General features: G+C 73.0%; 19 protein-coding genes. 9 read left to right on the top strand and 10 right to left on the bottom strand.

From position 1 onward, the window contains the following. Positions 1-12 precede the first annotated feature (12 nt). Positions 13-312, top strand: a complete 300-nt coding sequence (locus tag ACMCNN_RS12160; protein WP_412746292.1) for a ferredoxin — start codon at positions 13-15, stop codon at positions 310-312. Positions 313-338: 26 nt separating this feature from the next. Here ACMCNN_RS12160 and ACMCNN_RS12155 read toward each other — a convergent pair whose 3' ends face one another. From ACMCNN_RS12155 to ACMCNN_RS12145, 3 genes are all read right to left on the bottom strand, one after another. Next, positions 339-926 carry a hypothetical protein gene (locus tag ACMCNN_RS12155; RefSeq protein WP_165449354.1) on the bottom strand — a complete coding sequence of 196 codons (588 nt, stop codon included), beginning with the start codon at positions 924-926 and terminating at the stop codon, positions 339-341. Positions 927-1,013: 87 nt separating this feature from the next. Beyond that, on the bottom strand, positions 1,014-1,982 hold the full coding sequence (locus tag ACMCNN_RS12150) for a tRNA (adenine-N1)-methyltransferase (protein WP_412746291.1): 969 nt from the start codon (positions 1,980-1,982) through the stop codon (positions 1,014-1,016). Positions 1,983-2,018: 36 nt separating this feature from the next. Then, on the bottom strand, positions 2,019-3,086 hold the full coding sequence (locus tag ACMCNN_RS12145) for a M50 family metallopeptidase (RefSeq protein WP_412747145.1): 1,068 nt from the start codon (positions 3,084-3,086) through the stop codon (positions 2,019-2,021). 170 nt (positions 3,087-3,256) lie between these two features. On the opposite strand from ACMCNN_RS12145, the gene ACMCNN_RS12140 reads away from it, so the two are divergent. Together ACMCNN_RS12140 and ACMCNN_RS12135 are read left to right on the top strand one after the other, a co-directional pair. Continuing rightward, the gene (locus ACMCNN_RS12140) at positions 3,257-4,330 is read left to right on the top strand and encodes a RecB family exonuclease (RefSeq protein WP_412746290.1); all 1,074 of its coding nucleotides are present in this window, start codon (positions 3,257-3,259) and stop codon (positions 4,328-4,330) included. Beyond that, positions 4,327-5,025: a response regulator gene (locus tag ACMCNN_RS12135; RefSeq protein WP_412746289.1), complete on the top strand. Its 699-nt coding sequence runs from the start codon at positions 4,327-4,329 to the stop codon at positions 5,023-5,025. The genes ACMCNN_RS12140 and ACMCNN_RS12135 overlap by 4 nt, the downstream gene beginning before the upstream one ends. Positions 5,026-5,276: 251 nt before the next feature. Here ACMCNN_RS12135 and ACMCNN_RS12130 read toward each other — a convergent pair whose 3' ends face one another. From ACMCNN_RS12130 to ACMCNN_RS12120, 3 genes are all read right to left on the bottom strand, one after another. Then, positions 5,277-6,101 (bottom strand): DUF4097 family beta strand repeat-containing protein, encoded by an 825-nt coding sequence (locus tag ACMCNN_RS12130; protein WP_412746288.1) that lies wholly within the window; start codon positions 6,099-6,101, stop codon positions 5,277-5,279. Between the two features lie 31 nt (positions 6,102-6,132). Continuing rightward, the gene (locus tag ACMCNN_RS12125) at positions 6,133-6,639 is read right to left on the bottom strand and encodes a toxin-antitoxin system HicB family antitoxin (RefSeq protein WP_412746287.1); all 507 of its coding nucleotides are present in this window, start codon (positions 6,637-6,639) and stop codon (positions 6,133-6,135) included. Positions 6,640-6,811: 172 nt separating this feature from the next. Then, on the bottom strand, positions 6,812-7,471 hold the full coding sequence (locus tag ACMCNN_RS12120; RefSeq protein WP_412746286.1) for an HAD family hydrolase: 660 nt from the start codon (positions 7,469-7,471) through the stop codon (positions 6,812-6,814). Between the two features lie 98 nt (positions 7,472-7,569). On the opposite strand from ACMCNN_RS12120, the gene ACMCNN_RS12115 reads away from it, so the two are divergent. After that, the gene (locus ACMCNN_RS12115) at positions 7,570-8,313 is read left to right on the top strand and encodes a YqjF family protein (protein WP_412746285.1); all 744 of its coding nucleotides are present in this window, start codon (positions 7,570-7,572) and stop codon (positions 8,311-8,313) included. A gap of 7 nt (positions 8,314-8,320) precedes the next feature. Here ACMCNN_RS12115 and ACMCNN_RS12110 read toward each other — a convergent pair whose 3' ends face one another. The 3 genes from ACMCNN_RS12110 to ACMCNN_RS12100 form a co-directional block, all read right to left on the bottom strand. Further along, the gene (locus ACMCNN_RS12110) at positions 8,321-10,567 is read right to left on the bottom strand and encodes a putative bifunctional diguanylate cyclase/phosphodiesterase (protein WP_412746284.1); all 2,247 of its coding nucleotides are present in this window, start codon (positions 10,565-10,567) and stop codon (positions 8,321-8,323) included. A gap of 67 nt (positions 10,568-10,634) precedes the next feature. Next, positions 10,635-11,294 (bottom strand): hypothetical protein, encoded by a 660-nt coding sequence (locus ACMCNN_RS12105; RefSeq protein ID WP_412746283.1) that lies wholly within the window; start codon positions 11,292-11,294, stop codon positions 10,635-10,637. Positions 11,295-11,384: 90 nt separating this feature from the next. Beyond that, positions 11,385-11,981 carry an HD domain-containing protein gene (locus ACMCNN_RS12100; RefSeq protein WP_412746282.1) on the bottom strand — a complete coding sequence of 199 codons (597 nt, stop codon included), beginning with the start codon at positions 11,979-11,981 and terminating at the stop codon, positions 11,385-11,387. A 198-nt stretch (positions 11,982-12,179) separates the two neighbouring features. Between ACMCNN_RS12100 and ACMCNN_RS12095 the strand changes: the two genes are divergently transcribed. Together ACMCNN_RS12095 and ACMCNN_RS12090 are read left to right on the top strand one after the other, a co-directional pair. Continuing rightward, entirely contained in the window at positions 12,180-13,784 is a 1,605-nt protein-coding gene (locus ACMCNN_RS12095) for a methyl-accepting chemotaxis protein (RefSeq protein WP_412746281.1), read from the top strand. Between the two features lie 14 nt (positions 13,785-13,798). Beyond that, complete coding sequence (locus tag ACMCNN_RS12090; RefSeq protein ID WP_412746280.1) at positions 13,799-14,851, top strand: BMP family lipoprotein; 1,053 nt, start codon at positions 13,799-13,801, stop codon at positions 14,849-14,851. A 61-nt stretch (positions 14,852-14,912) separates the two neighbouring features. Here ACMCNN_RS12090 and ACMCNN_RS12085 read toward each other — a convergent pair whose 3' ends face one another. Further along, on the bottom strand, positions 14,913-15,095 hold the full coding sequence (locus tag ACMCNN_RS12085; RefSeq protein ID WP_412746279.1) for a hypothetical protein: 183 nt from the start codon (positions 15,093-15,095) through the stop codon (positions 14,913-14,915). 109 nt (positions 15,096-15,204) lie between these two features. On the opposite strand from ACMCNN_RS12085, the gene ACMCNN_RS12080 reads away from it, so the two are divergent. The 3 genes from ACMCNN_RS12080 (at position 15,205) to ACMCNN_RS12070 (ending at position 17,701) form a co-directional block, all read left to right on the top strand. Further along, the gene (locus ACMCNN_RS12080) at positions 15,205-15,420 is read left to right on the top strand and encodes a helix-turn-helix transcriptional regulator (protein WP_412746278.1); all 216 of its coding nucleotides are present in this window, start codon (positions 15,205-15,207) and stop codon (positions 15,418-15,420) included. A gap of 318 nt (positions 15,421-15,738) precedes the next feature. Beyond that, positions 15,739-16,596, top strand: coding sequence for a TylF/MycF/NovP-related O-methyltransferase (locus ACMCNN_RS12075; RefSeq protein ID WP_412746277.1), 858 nt, complete (start codon positions 15,739-15,741; stop codon positions 16,594-16,596). A 172-nt stretch (positions 16,597-16,768) separates the two neighbouring features. Further along, positions 16,769-17,701, top strand: a complete 933-nt coding sequence (locus ACMCNN_RS12070) for a hypothetical protein (protein ID WP_412746276.1) — start codon at positions 16,769-16,771, stop codon at positions 17,699-17,701. The last annotated feature ends 16 nt before the right edge of the window (positions 17,702-17,717 follow it).

Below are 17,717 nucleotides of genomic sequence, written 5' to 3'. Positions count from 1 at the left end.
GGGAGGCCCGCCATGTCGACACAGACGAACACAGACACGGATGAACTCCAGGTCTGGGTGGATCAGGACCTGTGCACCGGCGACGGCCTGTGCGTGCAGTACGCGCCGGAGGTCTTCGAATTCGACGTCGACGGTCTCGCGTACGTCAAGGACAGCGCCGGTGAGCTGCTGCAGAACCCCGGCGTGCGTACTGACGTGCCGGCCGGGCTGCGGCTCGAGGTGATCGACGCGGCCAAGGAGTGTCCGGGCGACTGCATCCACGTGGTGCGCCGCACCGACGACGTCGAGATCGCCGGCCCGGACGCCGACTGACCGGCTCGGGGACCCGGACCGGCGGCTCAGAGAGTCGGCCTGCCGACCAGCGAGGCGACCACCCGGGAGAACTCCTCCAGGCGGGCGATCTGTCCCGGGCCGCCGTCGTCGAGGGTCTTGCCGAAGCGCAGCGCGTCGTGCCGCAGCGCCGGGCGCCCCTCCTCCTCCAGCCCGGGCGGCGGAACCGCGTCGTCGACCGAGCTGAGCAGCAGATACACGTCGATGCTGTCGACCCGCGCCTGCCCGGTGGGCGTACGGGTGAGCCGCCGCCGGCAGCCCACCTCGGTGACCGTGGACAGCGGCACCACCCGCAGCGACGAGGTCATCGAGCCGACCGGGCCGTCGCCGGGGGCCACGTCCTCGCCGTGCCACAGCACCAGCCGGCTGCCGTCGCAGATGACGACCTCCTGCCAGACGCCGTTCACCTCGTTGACGAAGCGCTCGAGTGTGAAACACAACACCGAGGCGCCGCGCAGCACCCCGAACAGCGCGTCCAGGGCCACTTCGGGGTCGCGCAGATACGCCCGGGCGGCCGAGTCGAGGTCCTCGTACGGCGACCAGTCGGGGAACACCGCCGGCATGTCGTTGCTGCCGCCGAACGGCGGTGAACTCATCGCGCCCACCCCATCCTCCCGCTGGCCCGCCTGACACCCGGCGATTGCCGGGCCCGCGACGGAACCTACCTGACGGGGGTCCCGCGCTCACACCCCGGGATCGGCGACGATCTCCGCGTGATCGGGATCGATCGGCGGGGCGGTGGCGGCCGGTGCCTGCTGCGCCGCGCGGCGCAGCGCGTACGCCTCGGCGCCCTTGCTGGGCTTACGCCGCCGTGGCGGTGCCGTCACCCCGGGTGCGAGCTTGCGGGCCGACACCAGGAACGCCGTGTGCGCGATCATCCGGTGGTCGGGGCGGACCGCCAGACCGTCGGCGTGCCAGTCCCGGATCAGCGACTCCCACGCCCGCGGCTCGGTCCAGCCACCGCGCTCGCGCAGCGCCTCCACGAGTTCGGACAGCTGCGGAGTGGTCGCCACGTACCCGATGAACACGCCGCCGGGCACGAGCGCCCGCTCGACCATGTCGAGGGCCTCCCACGGGGTCAGCATGTCCAGGATGATCCGGTCGAAACCGGTCTCGGTCGCCTCGGCGACGTCGCCGTGGTGCAGGTGCCACGCCGGGTGCGGGCCGCCGAAGAACGCCTCGACGTTGCGCCGGGCGATCGCCGCGAAGTCCTCCCGCAGCTCGTACGAGTGCAGCTCGCCGGAGGGGCCCACGGCCCGCAGCAGCGAGCAGGACAGCGCGCCCGACCCGGCGCCGGCCTCCAGCACCCTGGCGCCGGGGAACACGTCGCCCATCGCCACGATCTGCGCCGCGTCCTTGGGGTAGATCACCTGGGCGCCGCGCGGCATGGACAGCACGTAGTCGGACAGCAGCGGCCGCAACGCCAGGTACGCCGTGCCACCCGACGACGTCACCACGCTGCCCTCGGGCAGCCCGATCAGCGCGTCGTGCTCCAGCGCGCCGCGGTGCGTGTGGTACGCCTTGCCGGGTTCGAGCACGACGGTGTGCATCCGTCCCTTGGGATCGGTGAGCTGCACCCGGTCCCCGGGCTGGAACGGCCCGCGGTGCACGGGGGCCGGCTCGTCTACGGCGGTGGTGGACTGGACGGTCACGGCGCTTCTCTCTCGTGGGGGCACTTCCCGGCCGGGTCAGCGTGGATCGTCGCGCCGCCGGCCGCGCTGCGGCTCCAGCACCTCGGCCAGGTCGCCGACGTGCAGGACGCCGAGCACATCCTCGCCTGCCGTCACCAGGTAGTGCGCACCCGGGTGGGCCTGCACCGCGCGGACCACCTGTTCGCCGCTGAGCCCGACGGGCAGCGCGGGCACCCCGGCCAGGCCGCGGGCCACCGTGTCGACCGCCACCCACGGCCGGCGCTGCGCCGGCACCCGGGCCGCCGAGGAGGCGTCGACCACCGCGACGACGCGTCCGGCGGAGTCCGCGACGGCCAGGGTGTGCGGCGGCCCCGCCTCACCGGCCCGCCGCTGCGCCTCGGCCAGCGGCGTACCGGACGGCACCGCCAGCACCGGCCGGGCCAGCTCCCCCAGGTCGACCAGCGGGAACCGGCTGGTCATCCGGCCCAGCCTGATCGCCTGGCCCGCGCCGTGCCCGAGGGTGAACGCCACGAGCAGCACGAAGGCCACCCCGAACAGCGTCAGCAGCCGCAGCTGGAACAGGCTCACCGCGCACAGCACGGTGCCCGCGGCGATCACCCGGCCGGCCCAGCCGGCCACCACGGTGGCCCGGTTGCGGTCGCGCAGCAGGGCCCACAGCCCGGCGCGCAGCGCCCGGCCGCCGTCCAGCGGCAGGCCGGGCAGCACGTTGAAGACCGTCACGATGAGGTTGCTGGCGGCGAACTGGAAGGCGATCTGGGCCGCGACCGTACGGTCGGGCAACGCCAGCGCGGCGGCCGCGGCCACCGCGCCCAGCACCAGCGACACGGCCGGGCCGGCCAGGGACACCAGCGCGTCGACCCGGGGAGTCGGCGCGTCGGAGTCCATCTCCGTCCAGCCGCCGAGCAGTTCCAGGGTGATCCCGCGGACGCCGATGCCGTGGCGGCGGGCGGTCAGGGCGTGGCCCAGCTCGTGCAGCAGCACGGAGCCGAGCAGGCAGAGCACGAAACCGAAGCCGACCAGGTAGCCCAGCGGGTCGGGCAGGCCCAGCTCGGTGCGCACGTAGCCGCCGTAGACGACCGTCACGACCAGGGCCAGCAGGGCCATCGAGGGATGGGCGTAGACCGGCACGCCGAGGACCCGGCCGAGTCGCCGTCCCCGGCGCACGGAGGAGCGGGGCGGGCGCGGTGCGCTGTCGTCCACGGCATCGATGCTACGGAACGCCCCGTGCGTACCGATGCGCCGTTTCGTCGTACCTCTCCCCTAGCCTGTCCCCCATGACGGCACAGACGGCGCCCTCCGCCCCACCGACCGCGCCCCAAACCACCGCTTCGGGCCGGCTGGGCGACGTTTCGGGCCCGGCGGGGGCCGCTTCGGTGGCCGGGGCGGCCGATCGGGCCACCGGTCCGTCGCTGTCGCCGTCGCGGGCCGCGGATTTCAAGACCTGCCCGTTGTTGTTCCGCTTCCGCACGATCGACCGGCTGCCCGAGCAGCCGTCGGCCGACCAGCTGCGCGGCACGCTGGTGCATGCGGTGCTGGAGCGGCTGTTCGACCTGCCCGCCGCCCAGCGCACGCCCGACGCGGCGGCCGCGCTGGTCACCCCCGAGTGGCAGCGCCTGGTGACGGAGGAGCCCGCTCTGGCCGACCTGTTCACAGCCACCGGCAGCCCGATGCCCGACGAGGCGGACCTGCTCTCGGACTTCCTGGCCGGAGCGGGTGCGCTGCTGGACGGCTACTTCGCGGTGGAGGACCCGCAGCGGCTGGAGCCCGCCGAGCGGGAAAGCCTGATCTCCACATTGGTCGACGACGAGCTGCTCATCCGCGGCTACATCGACCGTCTGGACATCTCCCCGGCGGGCGACCTGCGGGTGGTCGACTACAAGACCGGCGGCGCGCCCCGGGAGGCGTTCGAGGGGCGCGCGCTGTTCCAGCTCAAGTTCTACGCCCTCGTGCTCTGGCGTACCCGCGGCCTGGTGCCCAAGGTGTTGCGCCTGCTGTATCTCAAGGACGCCGAGGTGTGCGACTACCGCCCGGACGCCGAGGAGCTGGAGCGGTTCGAACGCACCCTGGTCGCCCTGTCGCAGGCCATCGAGCGCGCCAAACGCGACCGCGACTTCCGCCCCAAGCCCAGTCGCCTCTGCGGCTGGTGCCGCCATCAGCAGCTGTGCCCCGAGTTCGGCGGCACCCCGCCGCCGTATCCGGAGCCCGACTCCGCCGGCCCTGCCACGGTCGCAAGCCCCACGGTCGCAAGCCCCACGGTCGCGAGCCCCGTCGCCGGAAGCAGCGACGCCCCGGGCACGGCCGGCGCGGCGTCTGCGCCCGGTATCGGCGGCGCGGGGAGGGATGCGTGACAGCAGGCGCGGCGCCGGTGGCGGGGCGGCCGCCGATCCGCGTGCTGCTGGCGGATCCGGCACCGATGCAACGCGCCGGTCTGCGGGTGACGCTGTCCGGGGCCGGCGACCTGGCCATCGTCGGGGAGGCCACCGACGGTACGGAGGCGGTGGAGCTGGCCCGGCGGCTGCTGCCCGACGTTGTCCTGCTGGACGTTCAGCTGCCCCGCCTCGACGGTCTGTCCGCGACGCGGGCCATCGCGGCGGCCGCCGACCCGGCCGTGCGGGTATTGGTCTGCACCGCCGACGACCGCGACGAACTGGTGCTGGGTGCCCTCGCCGCCGGTGCGGTCGGCTATCTCGGCAGGGACGTGCCCGCGGGTGACCTGATCGCGGCCGTCCGCACCGTCGCCGCCGGGGGTGCGGTGGTGGCTCCCCATCTGCTGGCCCGTCTGCTGCCCCGGCTGGCCGACGCCGCGCCCGTGCCCGCCGCGACGGCCCCGCCCGCGCTGGGCACGCTGACCGAGCGCGAACGCGAAGTCCTGGTGCACGTCGCACGCGGTCACACGAACGCGGAGATCGCGCGCACCCTGCTGGTCAGCGAGACCACGATCAAGACCCACGTCGGGCATGTGCTGGGCAAGCTGGGTCTGCGCGACAGGGTCCAGGCGGTCGTCCTGGCGTACGAGACCGGCCTCGTGACGCGGGGCGCCTGAGGGCGCGGCCCGGCCGACCGACGTCGGCGACCACGTCGCCGCCCGAGCGCTGATGGGGCGCGGGTGCCGTGCACGGGCCGACACCCGGGCGGTCGCGTCCACCCGGGTGTCGGCTCCTGCTCAGGTCGGCGGGGTACGGCCGCGCCGTTGCGGTCTGGCCGCCGGCGCGAACCGCTGGGCGCGACGGCTGGTGAGACGCTCTCCGACGTTGCGGGCTGCGGTCTCGATGCTGGCCCTCTCGTGCGGCAGCATCAGGCCGCCCGGGCGGTGTCGTCGGCGGCCCGGTGCACGTGGATGTCGCCGCTGGCCGTACGGATGCGCAGTTCGAGGCCGGCCTGCTGGCCGCTCTCCTCGCCCCCCTGGCCCATGGTGAGGTCGCTGGTGGTGGAGCCGGACGCGGTGTTGAGGTCGAGCCAGACGCCGGTGCCGCGGGCCACCCCGATGGTGACGTCGCCGGAGGCCGAGTGGACGTTGGCCTGGCCGTGGGCGAGGCGGCCCACCTCGATGTCGCCGGAGGCGGTCTTGGCCTGCAGTGAGCCGCCGATGCTGCGGACGGTGAGATCGCCGCTGGCGGTGTTCGCGTTGACGTCACCGGTGACGTCACCGACCCGGAGGTCGCCGGAGGCGCTGCCGATGTGCAGGCTGCCGCCGACGCGGTCCAGCGTGAGGTCGCCGCTGGCGGCCTTGACCCGGGCGGCCCCGGTGACCCGTTCGGCGTAGAGGTCGCCGGAGGCCAGGTCGGCGCGGAGTTCGGCGTACTCGCCGCGGGCGCGCAGGTCGGCGGAGGCGGTCCGGGCGTCCAGCGCGCTGCCGGCCGGCACGTGGATCACCACGTGCACCTTGGCGGAGCGCCGCCACGGCCATCCGGTCTCCTCGGACGGGCGCACGGTCAGCTGGTTTCCGTCGAGCTGGACGCGGAAGTTCTCCGCGACCTGACGGGCGGTGGCGCTGTCGTCGAACGGTGTGACCTGCACGCGGACCGCGTCACCCGGCTCGGCGGTGATGTCGGCGGCGCCGCGGTGCATCTCCAGCCGGACCTCGAGCGGGCCGTCGTGGGTGAATTCGTACTCGGGCATGGTGCTGCTCCTTCGCGGGGTGGGTGGTGGGTCAGGCCTGGGCGAATCCGGTGATGCGCTTGCCCTGGCGCCCGGCGGGCTCGGCGCGCCCGGAACGCTCGGACCGGCCGGAACGCGGCGGAGCGCCGGGCTGGGTGGCGGCCGCGGTGACCGCCCGCACCAGCCACGCGTTGACAGAGATGCCCTCGGCGGCGGCGGCCTGCTCGACGTGGTTCTTCAGCGCCTCCGGCATGCGCAGGGTGAGCCGGGCGAGGTCGCCGCCGTCCAGGGTGGGCGGCTCGGGCGCCGGCTCGGTCACGGCCTCCGTGACGACGAGGTCGGCCTCGCGGCCGCGCAGGCGCACCTCGACGCCGGCGCCGTGCAGCCTGGTGGTGATCTCGGCGGCCGCGTCGGACAGCGCTTCCAGCAGCGCCAGCCGGGCGGACGCCTCGAGCGCGTGGCCGAGCAGGTCGGCGGCGCGCTGGGTCTCGGAGCCGCCGGGTGCGGCCGCGGCCGTGAGGTCGGCCCGAAGCGTCTCCAGGTACGGGGTCAGATCCATGACTCCATACTGACGTCATTCGTGACGTCAGTCAAGCGTCAGGCCGACGTCATTTCTGCCGTCAGTGTGCGGCGGATGCTGACGACGAACGCGCCGGCCGGCTCGGCCCCCGGGGATGACCGTGCGGAACCCGGCGCCGCGGCCACCCGCCGGGCGGCGACGCCTGCGCAGGTCAGCGCCCCCGACCCGGGATCGGCCGTGGCAGCAGCGCGGCCAGATACGCCGGATCCACGCCCTCCAGGGATTCGCGCAGGTGGACGCCGTCGGTCGGCGGCAGCTCCAGCTCGGCGGGCACCGCCAGCACCGCCGCGCCGGACGCCAGCGCGCTGGCCACCCCGGCCGGCGAGTCCTCGACGGCCACACAGTCCGCGATCGGCACGCCGAGCAGCCGGGCCGCCGTCCGGTACGGCTCCGGGTCCGGCTTGGGCCTGGTCACCTCGTCGCCGCAGACCACGACGTCGAAGTTCGCCCGTCCCAGCGTGTCCAGCGCGACCTCGACCAGCTTGCGCCCGGTGGAGGTGACCAGCGCCGTGGGCAGGCCGGCCGCGCGAACGGCGCGTAGCAGCTCCAGCGCGCCCGGCCGCCACACCAGGCCCTTGGTGAACAGCTCGAAGACCCGGCCGGTCAACCACGCCACGTCCGCGGCCTCGTCCCGGCCGGGCTGGCCGAGGTCGTCGCGCAGCAGCTGCATCGTGCGCGCCATCGTGGTGCCGACCATGGCGTGCCGGGCCGGGCGGGACAGCTCCCCACCGGCCCGCCGGGCCAGCTCCATCAGCGCGACGTCCCAGACCTTCTCGCTGTCGACCAGGGTGCCGTCCATGTCGAACAGCACCGCCGCCGGTTGTCGTGCGCTCAGGGTGAACCTCCCGGCTCGTCGGTGCCGTTTCCGCGGTCCACGGATGGATGGCGGGGGCACGGCATGATGGGTGCGTGCTCGTCGAGGACGTGACCCCGCTGACCGTACGGCCCGTGCGGCGGGCGTGGCTGAGCCAGCGCTGGCACGACCTCACCTTCCTGCACTGGGCGGTGCCGCCGTCGGCGGTGGCGCCGCTGCTGCCCGCGGGCACGGTGCCCGACACCCTCGACGGGGCAACCTACGTCGGGCTGATCGGCTTCCGGATGGTGGGGGTGGGTCCGCTGCGCGGCCCCGCCGTGCCGTACCTGGGCACGTTCTGCGAGACGAACGTGCGGCTGTACAGCGTCGACCGGCACGGGCGGCGGGCGGTGGTGTTCCGGTCGCTGGACGCGGCGCGGCTGATGCCGGTGCTGGTCGCGCGGGCGCTTCTGCGGCTGCCGTACATGTGGTCGCGGATGCGGCTGACCCGCGAGGGTGACGTCCTGCGCTACACCAGCCGCCGCTGGTGGCCCGGACCGCGCACGGCCGTGAACGCCATGGCGGTCCGCGTCGGTGCGCCGATCGTCGCGCCGACACCGCTGGAGGAGTTCGTGACCGCCCGGTGGGGGCTGCACACCCGCGCCTGGGGCCGGACCCTGCACCTGCCCAACGAGCATCCCGTCTGGCCGCTGCACCGCGCCGAACTGCTCACCCTCGACGACACCCTGGTACGGGCCGCCGGGTTGCCGGATGTCTCGGGACCGCCGGTCAGCGTGCTGTACTCCCCCGGCCTGCCGGTGGTCTTCGGCGGCCCGGACGTGCCCGGCACCGGCCACTGAGGACCGGTCAGCCCGCTTCGATCAGCGCCACCGACGGCATGTCCCCGGCCAGCAGCCGGGCGATCACGTCGGCCTCGGACGGCCGGGCGAAGTAGAAGCCCTGCCCGAGGTCGCAGCCGAGTTCCCGCAGCGTCGTCCACTGGGCGTTGGTCTCGACACCCTCGGCGACCGTCTGCAGACGCAGCGCCCGGCCGATGCCGATGACCGCCTCGGTGAGCGTGGCGGCGTCCGCGTCCTCCTGGTCGCCCTGCACGAACGACCGGTCGATCTTCAGGATGTCGACGGGGAAACGCTTCAGGTAGCCCAGCGACGAGTAGCCGCTGCCGAAGTCGTCGACGGCCACCCGCACCCCGAGGCTGCGCAGGCCGTGCAGCGCCTCCAGCACGGCTTCGGAGTCGGTGAGCAGGGTCGTCTCGGTGATCTCCAGGACGAGGCAGGACGGTTCGATGCCGGAGTGCGTCACCGCCTCGGCGACCTCCGCCACCAGATGGGGGTTCTGGAACTGCCGCGCCGACAGGTTCACGCTCATGTGCAGCTGCCGCGCCGAGGGCAGGTCCCGGCGCCACTGGGCGAGCTGCTCGCACGCCTGGCGCAGGACCCACCGGCCGAGCGGCACGATCAGACCCGACTCCTCGGCGTACGGGATGAACGTGTCGGGCCCCAGCACCCCGTCGGTCGGGTGCCGCCAGCGCACCAGCGCCTCGACGCCGGTGGGGCGGCCGCTGGGCATGTCCACGATGGGCTGGTACAGGACGAAGAACTGTTCCTCCGCGACGGCGCGTTCCAGCTCGGCGCGTACCCGGGCCTCGCGCAGCACGTCGGCGTACATGGCCGGGTCGAAGACGGCGTACCGGTCGCGGCCGTTGCGCTTGGAGGCGTACATGGCCAGGTCCGCGTCGCGCAGCAGTTCCTCGGTGTCGGCGGTGCCGTCGCTCGGGGCCGCGGTCGCGATGCCGACGCTCATCGTGCAGACGATCTCGCGGGCGGCCAGCTGCACCGGCTCGCGGACGACGCTCAGGATGCGCTCGGCCAGGGCCACCGCCTCCCGCTCGGCGACACCCTCCACCAGCAGCGCGAACTCGTCCCCGCCGAGGCGGGCGAGGGTGTCGGAGGGCCGTACCTGTGCGCTCAGCCGCTCGGCCACCGTGGTGAGCAGGTCGTCGCCCGCGCTGTGCCCGAGGGTGTCGTTGACCATCTTGAAGTTGTCGAGGTCGATCAGCAGCAGGGTGACGTGTTCGCCGCCGCGCCGGGCCCGGGCCACGGCGTGCTCCAGGCGGTCGTGGAACAGGGCCCGGTTCGCCAGCCCGGTCAGGGAGTCGCGGAACGCCTGGCGGGTCAGTTCCTGCTCCAGCGAGCGGCGGGCGCCGATGTCGCGGACGCTGAGCACCAGCGCCCCGAGGGCCGGGTCCTCGATGCGGTTGGTACCGATGATGTCGGCGTACAGCCAGGCGTCGTCCGCGCACCGCAGGCGGGCCTCGATGCGGCTGGTGTGCCCGACCGGCGCGGCGGCCAGGGCGTTGAGCCACTCCCGCGCCCGCGCCAGGTCGTCGGGGTGCACGAGGGCACCCAGGTTGCCGTCGGCCTGCCACGTCTGGTCGTTGCCGAACAGGATCCGCGCGGACGGGCTGACGTACTGCAGCCGCCCGGCCGGATGCAGGGCGAGGACCGCGTCGGAGGAGTTCTCCAGGAGCAGCTCGATGCGCCGTTCCGCGGCGCGGCGGCGGTCGTCGAGCCGGTTGCGGCTGCCCGCGGTCAGCGCGCACAGGCCGACGACGCAGGCCAGCATCGCGGACATCCCGGCGATGAAGGAGGCGTCGATGCCGGGCTGCATCGGCACGAGGGCGAAGAATCCGCACAGGGCCAGCACGCCGACGCCGATCACCCAGCGCGGCGGATACAGCGTGGCGGCCGCCGTGACGACCAGCATGACGGCCGGGACGTACCGCATGCGGCCGGTGTCGTCGACGACCTCGAACAGGTAGATGATCGCCAGCTCGGCCAGGAACCAGGTGAGCAGCGCCTCCCGCGCGTGCCGCAGGCGGACGATCCGGGCCCACGGCAGCCGGATCCCGGCCGCCTGCACCAGCGTCGCCACACCCATCGGTACGGCCCACCACCGCATGCCGGGCTCCCACGCCACCGCGATCCGCAGGGCGGCCAGCAGCGAGATTCCGACGGCGACCCACGCGCAGATCCGGATCTGGCGCGCCCAGAACTCGACGTCGTAATCGTCGGCCAGCTGCTTGAGCTTCACGCCTGGGTAATCGGGTGCGGCCGGGCCCGGCTGAGTCATCGACCCGACCTCGGGCCGATGGACCCGGTCAGAACATGCCGGGCTGCAGCAGCCACAGCGCGACGCCGAGCGCCGGGACGGACATCGCCAGCGCCGCCCGGGCCAGCCCCCGGAACCGGCGTACCGGCCCGGAGACCCGCAGCACGGCCGCGCCGGCCCGCCCCGGCTCGACGACGTACTCGTAGCCCTGCGGGTCGTAGGCGCGCACCCGCGGCGGATCGGGCCGGACCCGCAGGCCCGCGCGCCGCCACATCCCCTGATACACGGCGACCAGCTCCGGGTACGAGACCGGCAGCTCGCGCAGGTCCAGGCTGCGCTGCCGGCGCACCTGCCCACCCGCGGTACGGATCCGCGCGGCGCCGCCCGCCGCCGCGGTGACCGGCACACCCGAACCAACCAGCGCCCGCGCGAGCCGCCGCGCCACCCCTCGTTCGGCCGGGTCGGCGGGCAGCAGGCGCAGCAGCACCCGCAGCAGGTGCGCGTTCGCCACGGCGAAGACGCTCAGCACCGCGATCCGAGCCAGCGACAGGGCGGCCTCCGGTCCGGCCAGCCACGGCTCGGCCGGCACGTACAGCACGCCCGTGGGGAAGACCAGCGGGGCCGCCAGGGCGCTGCCGGCCGCCGCCAGCACCGCGACGGCCGCCACGTACGCGGCGGTCGCGGCGCGAAACGCCAGACCCGGACGCATACGGCCAGTCTGCGAGCTGAATCCGGGCGGCGCGCCGGTTCGGCGCAAGGCGGCCCGCGCGGCGCGACATGCGATCCACCCCGGCCGGCCTCAGACCGGCACCGCCACGCCGTCGAACGCGGACCGGACCGGCTCCGCGGTGACGAGGCGCCGCTCGACCCGCTCCGCGAGGGCGCGCAGGTGCGGCCATCGCACGTGATCAACCAGGGCGTTCCACGAGTGCGCGCCGTGCCGGCACAGCATCTCCGTACGACGGTCCGCCAGGGTGACCCGCTGGCCTTCGGGCCCGACGGTCTGGTCGGCGTACGTCAGCGCGTCCGCCACCGCGCCCCCTTCGTCGGCGAACGCGGCGAGCGCCCCGCCGAGTCCCCGCGCCGCCGCCACGAACACCGCACCCGAGTGATAGGCGACCAGCCCCGCCACGCGCGGCGGCCACCGCCGGGCCGCCAGGTAGCCGGCCCCGTCCAGGGGGTGAAAGCCGGTGACGACCGCCGGTGGCGCGTACCCGATGTCGTGCAACCAGGCCGCCGCGACCAGCAGGTCCGCGTCGATCCCGAGCGGCCCGGCCAGCTCGGCGGCCCGCCGGGCCACCCCGCGGCTGTGCCGCCACCGCGCACCCATGCCCCCGAGCAGCGCGTACGCGGTCTGCTGGGCGGCGTCGGCGAGTGTCGTCAGGGCCAGGCTCATGCCACGGAATGGTGCGAAACGCCGGTGAACGGCGACCCACGCGCAGGTGGCCGCTGGCTGAACCCAGCTCGGCCAGCGCCCTGCGCAACGCGGACCTGGCTCGGCCCGCACCGCCGCGAGCTGCGAACTTGCCCTCAAACCGTCAGCTCACTGCGGCGACGGCCGATGCATTTTGCGTTCGGGGAGGACGAGGAGAACATGCGCAGAGTCAGGATCGGTACGCGGCTGGCCGCCGCGTTCGTCGCCGTGCTCGCCCTGTTGGGCGTGGTGGCGGCGGTCGCGGTCACCGCGATCGGCAACCAGAAGGCCACTGCCGCCGAGGTGCGCGCCCTGCAGGTGCTCACCAGCGAGGCGAAGGAGATCCGCTTCTACGCGGCCAGCCTCAACGGCTGGCAGAGCGCGTACGTGGCGGACATCCACCGGCTCGGCGCGGCGCGGGCGTTCGGCGGCGACTCGGTGAACTACCGGGCCTGGCAGCGCGAGCGTGACCGCTTCCAGGCGTACCTGAAGACGGTCCACACGGCCGACATGAACGGCGCCGAGCAGGCACTGTTCGCGAAGGTCCAGAAGGAGGCCACCACCTACTTCGGGGTCAACGAGCAGGTGGTGGCGGCGTACAAGCCGGGCACTCCCGCGGCCGAGCGCAAGGGTGACCAGCTCGCGCAGTACGACAGCTGGAACTCGTACTACCGGATCATGACCGCCACCCAGCGGCTCGTGGAGTCCGTCGACCAGCGCAGCGAGCGCGCGGTCGCCGAGTCCGCCGCGGCGGCCGACACCGCGCAGCAGATCATCCTGGTCGGCAGCGCGCTGGCGCTGCTGGTCGGCTGCCTGCTGGCCCTGGTCGTGACGCGCAGCATCACCCGGCCGGTGGTGGCGGCCCGTGACGCGCTGCGCCTGGTCGCCGACGGCGACCTGAAGGTGCAGCTGTCCAGCGAGGGCACCGACGAGCCCGCCGAGATGGCTGCCGCCCTGGGCGACGCGCTCGGCTCGATCCACCGGGTCGTCGTCGACGTGGCCGAGCAGGCGGAGGTGCTGGACCGGACCTCGGCCGCGCTGGACGAGGTCGCACAGACCTTCGCCACGAACATCGCCGAGACCTCCACCCAGGCCCGGATCGTGGCCGACGCCTCCCAGGAGGTCAGCGCCAACGTCAACTCGGTCGCCATGGGCGCCGAGGAGATGGGTTCGGCGATCGCCGACATCGCCGAGAGCGCGTCGCAGGCGGCCCACGTCGCCTCCGAGGCGGTCGCCGCGGCCGGCGTCGCGAACAGCACGGTCGCCAGCCTCGGCACCTCGTCGGCGCGGATCGGCGACGTACTGCAGCTGATCACCGCCATCGCCGAGCAGACCAACCTGCTGGCGCTGAACGCCACCATCGAGGCGGCCCGCGCGGGCGAGCTCGGCAAGGGCTTCGCGGTCGTGGCGGGCGAGGTCAAGGAACTGGCTCAGGAGACCGCGAAGGCCACCGAGGACATCGGCCGGCTGGTGCAGGACATCCAGAGCGACAGCACGGCGGCCGCGTCCGCGATCTCCGGCATCGGGGAGATCATCAGCCGGATCAGCGGTTACCAGACGACGATCGCCAGTGCCGTCGAGGAGCAGACCGCTACCACCACGGAGATGAACCGGGGCGTCGCCGAGGCGGCCGGAGGCAGCACGCAGATCGCTGACAACATCGCCGCGGTCGCCGCGGCCGCGAGCGCGGCCAGCGACGACGTGGCACGTTCCCGGGCCGCCGCCGCCGAGCTGACCCGCATGTCGCGGCAGCTGCGCGAGGCCGTCGGACAGTTCCGGTACTGAGAGGCGACGAGGACATGCGTACGAAAATGCTGGTGGCCACCGCCGCAGCGGCCGCTCTGACCCTCACCGGGTGTGGGAACGCCCCCGTGGCGTCCCGCTCGGCGGGCGCCGCCGCGATCGCCGGGCTGGGCGCCGAGCACGTCATGGTCGGCATGGCGTTCGACGTCGGCGGGCGCGGCGACAAGAGCTTCAACGACATGGCGGGTGCGGGCCTGGAGCGGGCCAAGAAGGAACTCGAGATCGACGTGACCGAGACGGCGCCCGCCACGGGCGAGGACGACGTCCGCCTCGCCACCCTGAACAAGCTCGTCGACTCCGGCAACAACCCGGTGTTCGCCGTCGGCTTCCAGTACGTCAACGCGCTGAAGAAGGCCGCCGCCGCGCACCCCGAGACGACGTTCGCCATCATCGACGACGACTCGATCGCCGCCAACAACGTGGTGTCGCTGGTCTTCGCCGAGGAGCAGGGGTCCTATCTGGTCGGTGCGGCGGCCGCCCTGAAGTCGCACACCGGAACCGTGGGCTTCATCGGCGGGGTGCAGATCCCGCTGCTGCAGAAGTTCGAGGCCGGCTTCACCGCGGGCGCCAAGCGGGTGAACCCGAAGATCAAGGTGCAGGTGAAGTACCTCAGCGCCCCGCCGGACTTCAGCGGTTTCGGCGTGCCGGACAAGGCGAAGCAGATCGGCGCCGGCATGCTGGACGACGGCGCGGACGTGATCTACGCGGCCGCCGGCGGCTCCGGCGCGGGCGCGCTGCAGGCGGTGGCCGCCGCCGACGGTGCCGCGTTCGTCGGTGTCGACTCCGACCAGTACGCCAGCGCCGATGCGGCCGTGCAGCCCGTGGTGCTGACCTCGATGCTCAAGCGCGTCGACAACGCGGTGTTCCAGGAGATCCAGGCGTTCGTGAAGGGCGACCACGCGGGCGGTGTGCGCCGCTTCGACCTGAAGACCGACGGCGTCGGCTACGCGACGTCCAACCAGGCGGAGATCGCGCCGCTGCAGTCGGAACTGGACTCGCTGCGCCAGCAGCTCTACGACGGTCGGATCGTGGCGCCCACGAAGCCCTGACCCCTTTACGGGCCCCATTCGGGTCCGGCGATTGTCGGGCCCTTGTCGGGTCCGGCGATCGTCAGCCAGGCAGGAACCACCAGCCGTCGGCCACCGGCCGGCGGCTGGTGCCGTCCAGGGGCAGCGCCTCGGTCAGGACGGATCGCCGGGCGTCGCGGCGCTCGGGCGCCCACTCGTCGAACTCGGTGACGATCTCGACCCGCGGGTCGTCGCCGGGGCCTCGCAGCCAGAGCCTGATGCGCATGCCCGCACCCATCTACTAGGCGATAGACTATTTCGTACGACCATAGCGCATGCGCTGATCGTCCGCTAAGTTCGCACGCGACGCCTATGCAGCTGCCTAGCCTGCGATCATGGGTAAGAAGCTGAACCTCATGGGTGCACATGAGATTCGGGTGCGCCTCGGCGGGATCAGCCGCCAGCGGGCCTACCAGCTCACGAGCCGCCGGGACTTCCCCGCACCGGTGGCGGAGCTGGCGATGGGAAACGTCTGGCTCGCCGAGGACGTCGAAGCCTGGATCAAGGAACGACGGCGGCCGGTGGCCAGCGACAACGACGACGAGGCGTAGCCCGACACGTCGGCGGACGCCCGACCACGACCCGAGCCGGTACGCGCGGCTGCCGGGCCGTTGCCGCCTGCCCCGTGGGCGCACCCCGCCCGTGGCCGCACCCCACCCGTGGCCGCACCCTGCCCGTGGCCGCACCCTCCACATCGGCCCGACCCTCTGCGCGGTCGGCGCCCGACACACAGTGACGGCGGTAAATCGGCTTGCCACGAAGTGACCGTTTCCCGCCGCATTAGCGCAATGCCGGGCGGCACCCCCGGGTCAATGGAAATGCCCGCGACACAAGGTCGAACGGCAATTGTTTGTGGTACCGTGCCCGCCGTGACCTTGCGGAAATCAATCAATCGAATGCTGCGCACGGTCACCGGCTATGAACTGCGCCCGGTAGGTCCCCCACGCAATGGAGCTGGCGGCCAAAGCGTGAAGGTGCCCCCGCGAGGCAAGTCACCGGTGGCCAAACCAGAGCCGAAACCGCAGCTCGAACTCCCTCATGACTTCGACGAGGCCACCAAGGACATCATCCGCGCGGTCAAGCCACGCACGATGACGTCGCCGGAAAAGCTGAACGCACTCGTCAACTCGGTGCGTTACGTCGTTCGCCACCGGATCCCGGGCGACATCGTCGAATGCGGTGTGTGGCGCGGCGGAAGCATGATGGCAATCGCCAGAACTCTGATCGAAGCCGGCGACACGGACCGCCATCTGCACCTCTACGACACATTCGAGGGAATGAGCGAGCCGACCGAACACGACAGGCGATTCGACGGCCGCCCCGCCGCCGAGATGCTGTCCGCCGCCAGCCGCAGCGCGGGAATCTGGGCGTACGCGTCCCTGGAGGACGTGCAGGAGGGAATGCGGGAGTCCGCGTATCCCGCGGACCGGATCCACTACTACAAGGGCAAGGTGGAGGACACCGTTCCGGGGAAGATGCCCGACCGGATCAGCATCCTCCGGCTCGACACCGACTGGTACGAGTCGACCCGGCACGAGCTGCAGTACCTCTGGCCCCGCCTCGTCCCCGGTGGTGTGCTCCTGCTCGACGACTACGGCTGGTGGGAGGGCGCCCGGCGGGCCGTGGACGAGTGGCTGGCGGAAACCGAGCTTCCCCTGCTGCTGATGCGCATGGACGAGGGCCGGCTGGCCGTCAAACCACCCACGACCTGGGACCACGACCACTGAGAGCCCGCTGATCCGTCTCGTCGCTCCGCGTCCGGGAGGATTCGGTGCGCGAACGGCCCGCGTACCCGAAATGTAGATGGGTGTCGTTCCCGCGGGCCCGGCCTGGCCGCGCGGGGTCTGGCGCCTCGGCCATAATGACTCCTTCATCTCCATCGATCCGCGGGCAGGAGCCATGGCCAAGCAGGACCTACCGGATCCGCTCGCCGAGCTTGAGGAATGGGCGAAGCAGACCGAACGCCGGGTGCGCAACGGCCGCCGCCGGAGCGTGGTGCTGCGCAGGGTTCCGCTGATCGCCGCCGGCACTGCCGCGCTCGTCGGGATGGCCCTCGTCGCTGAATCACTGTGGCCCTCGGCATCCGGCTCGGTGTCCGGTGGTTACCCCACCGCAGGCGTGCCCGAGGGCGTCACGGCGACGACGTCGAAGAGCGCCGGACCCACCGACCCGTTCGCCGGCACGCCGGCAGCCGACTACCCGAAGGGCGCATCCGGCATCACCCTGCCCAGGGCGACCGCGGTGCCCGGCTTCACCGCGACGCAGGTGGACACGGCGTTGAAGACGGTCCGCAAGGCACTGGTCGCCGGCCGGCTGGACTCGACGATGCTGACCGGTCACGACCCGTCCGGGCTGCTGGCACTGCTCGCACCCAACCAGCGCGACGAAATCGGTGCGCGTTTCAAGGCCAAGACCTTCACCACGGTCGCCACCTGGATCGACCCGGCCGTCCGGCTCGACGCCGGCGAACAGCCACGGGTCAGCGGCCGGGTGACCTACACCTCGACAACGGTCGACGGCATCAAGACGCTGCGTGTGACCACCAACTTCATCTGGGTGTACGCCTTCGTCGGTCCCGACCAGCCGCTCGCCGCCGCGCACGACGAGATCCAGTGGGAGTTTCCCGCCACCGCTCACCTGCGCGCCCGTGACCGGGGCATGTGGATCGGCAAGACCACGGCGTACACGGCGTGGGTCGACTGCGCCGCGTCGGATCAAGGGCTGCTCGCACCGACCCGTCCCGGGGTCGCACCGCAGCCGGTCGACACCGAGGACCCCGACGCGTTGCTCAAGGCCGACCACGCCGTGGAAATCCGCGACGAATGCCCGTGAGTTCCGCCCATCGCTG

Source organism: Krasilnikovia sp. MM14-A1004, assembly GCF_047159485.1.
GTDB lineage: Bacteria > Actinomycetota > Actinomycetes > Mycobacteriales > Micromonosporaceae > Actinoplanes.
The sequence above is the reverse complement of the archived record's forward strand: the minus strand, read 5'-3'. Positions and strand labels throughout refer to the sequence as shown.

Coding starts and splice junctions, on each gene's coding strand:
- ACMCNN_RS12085 (WP_412746279.1), bottom strand. CDS start 15,095: ATGCGCATCAGGCTCTGGCTGCGAGGCCCCGGCGACGACCCGCGGGTC.
- ACMCNN_RS12140 (WP_412746290.1), top strand. CDS start 3,257: ATGACGGCACAGACGGCGCCCTCCGCCCCACCGACCGCGCCCCAAACC.
- ACMCNN_RS12105 (WP_412746283.1), bottom strand. CDS start 11,294: ATGCGTCCGGGTCTGGCGTTTCGCGCCGCGACCGCCGCGTACGTGGCG.
- ACMCNN_RS12070 (WP_412746276.1), top strand. CDS start 16,769: ATGGCCAAGCAGGACCTACCGGATCCGCTCGCCGAGCTTGAGGAATGG.
- ACMCNN_RS12100 (WP_412746282.1), bottom strand. CDS start 11,981: ATGAGCCTGGCCCTGACGACACTCGCCGACGCCGCCCAGCAGACCGCG.
- ACMCNN_RS12155 (WP_165449354.1), bottom strand. CDS start 926: ATGAGTTCACCGCCGTTCGGCGGCAGCAACGACATGCCGGCGGTGTTC.
- ACMCNN_RS12080 (WP_412746278.1), top strand. CDS start 15,205: ATGGGTAAGAAGCTGAACCTCATGGGTGCACATGAGATTCGGGTGCGC.
- ACMCNN_RS12125 (WP_412746287.1), bottom strand. CDS start 6,639: ATGGATCTGACCCCGTACCTGGAGACGCTTCGGGCCGACCTCACGGCC.
- ACMCNN_RS12145 (WP_412747145.1), bottom strand. CDS start 3,086: ATGGCCCTGCTGGCCCTGGTCGTGACGGTCGTCTACGGCGGCTACGTG.
- ACMCNN_RS12095 (WP_412746281.1), top strand. CDS start 12,180: ATGCGCAGAGTCAGGATCGGTACGCGGCTGGCCGCCGCGTTCGTCGCC.
- ACMCNN_RS12130 (WP_412746288.1), bottom strand. CDS start 6,101: ATGCCCGAGTACGAATTCACCCACGACGGCCCGCTCGAGGTCCGGCTG.
- ACMCNN_RS12160 (WP_412746292.1), top strand. CDS start 13: ATGTCGACACAGACGAACACAGACACGGATGAACTCCAGGTCTGGGTG.
- ACMCNN_RS12090 (WP_412746280.1), top strand. CDS start 13,799: ATGCGTACGAAAATGCTGGTGGCCACCGCCGCAGCGGCCGCTCTGACC.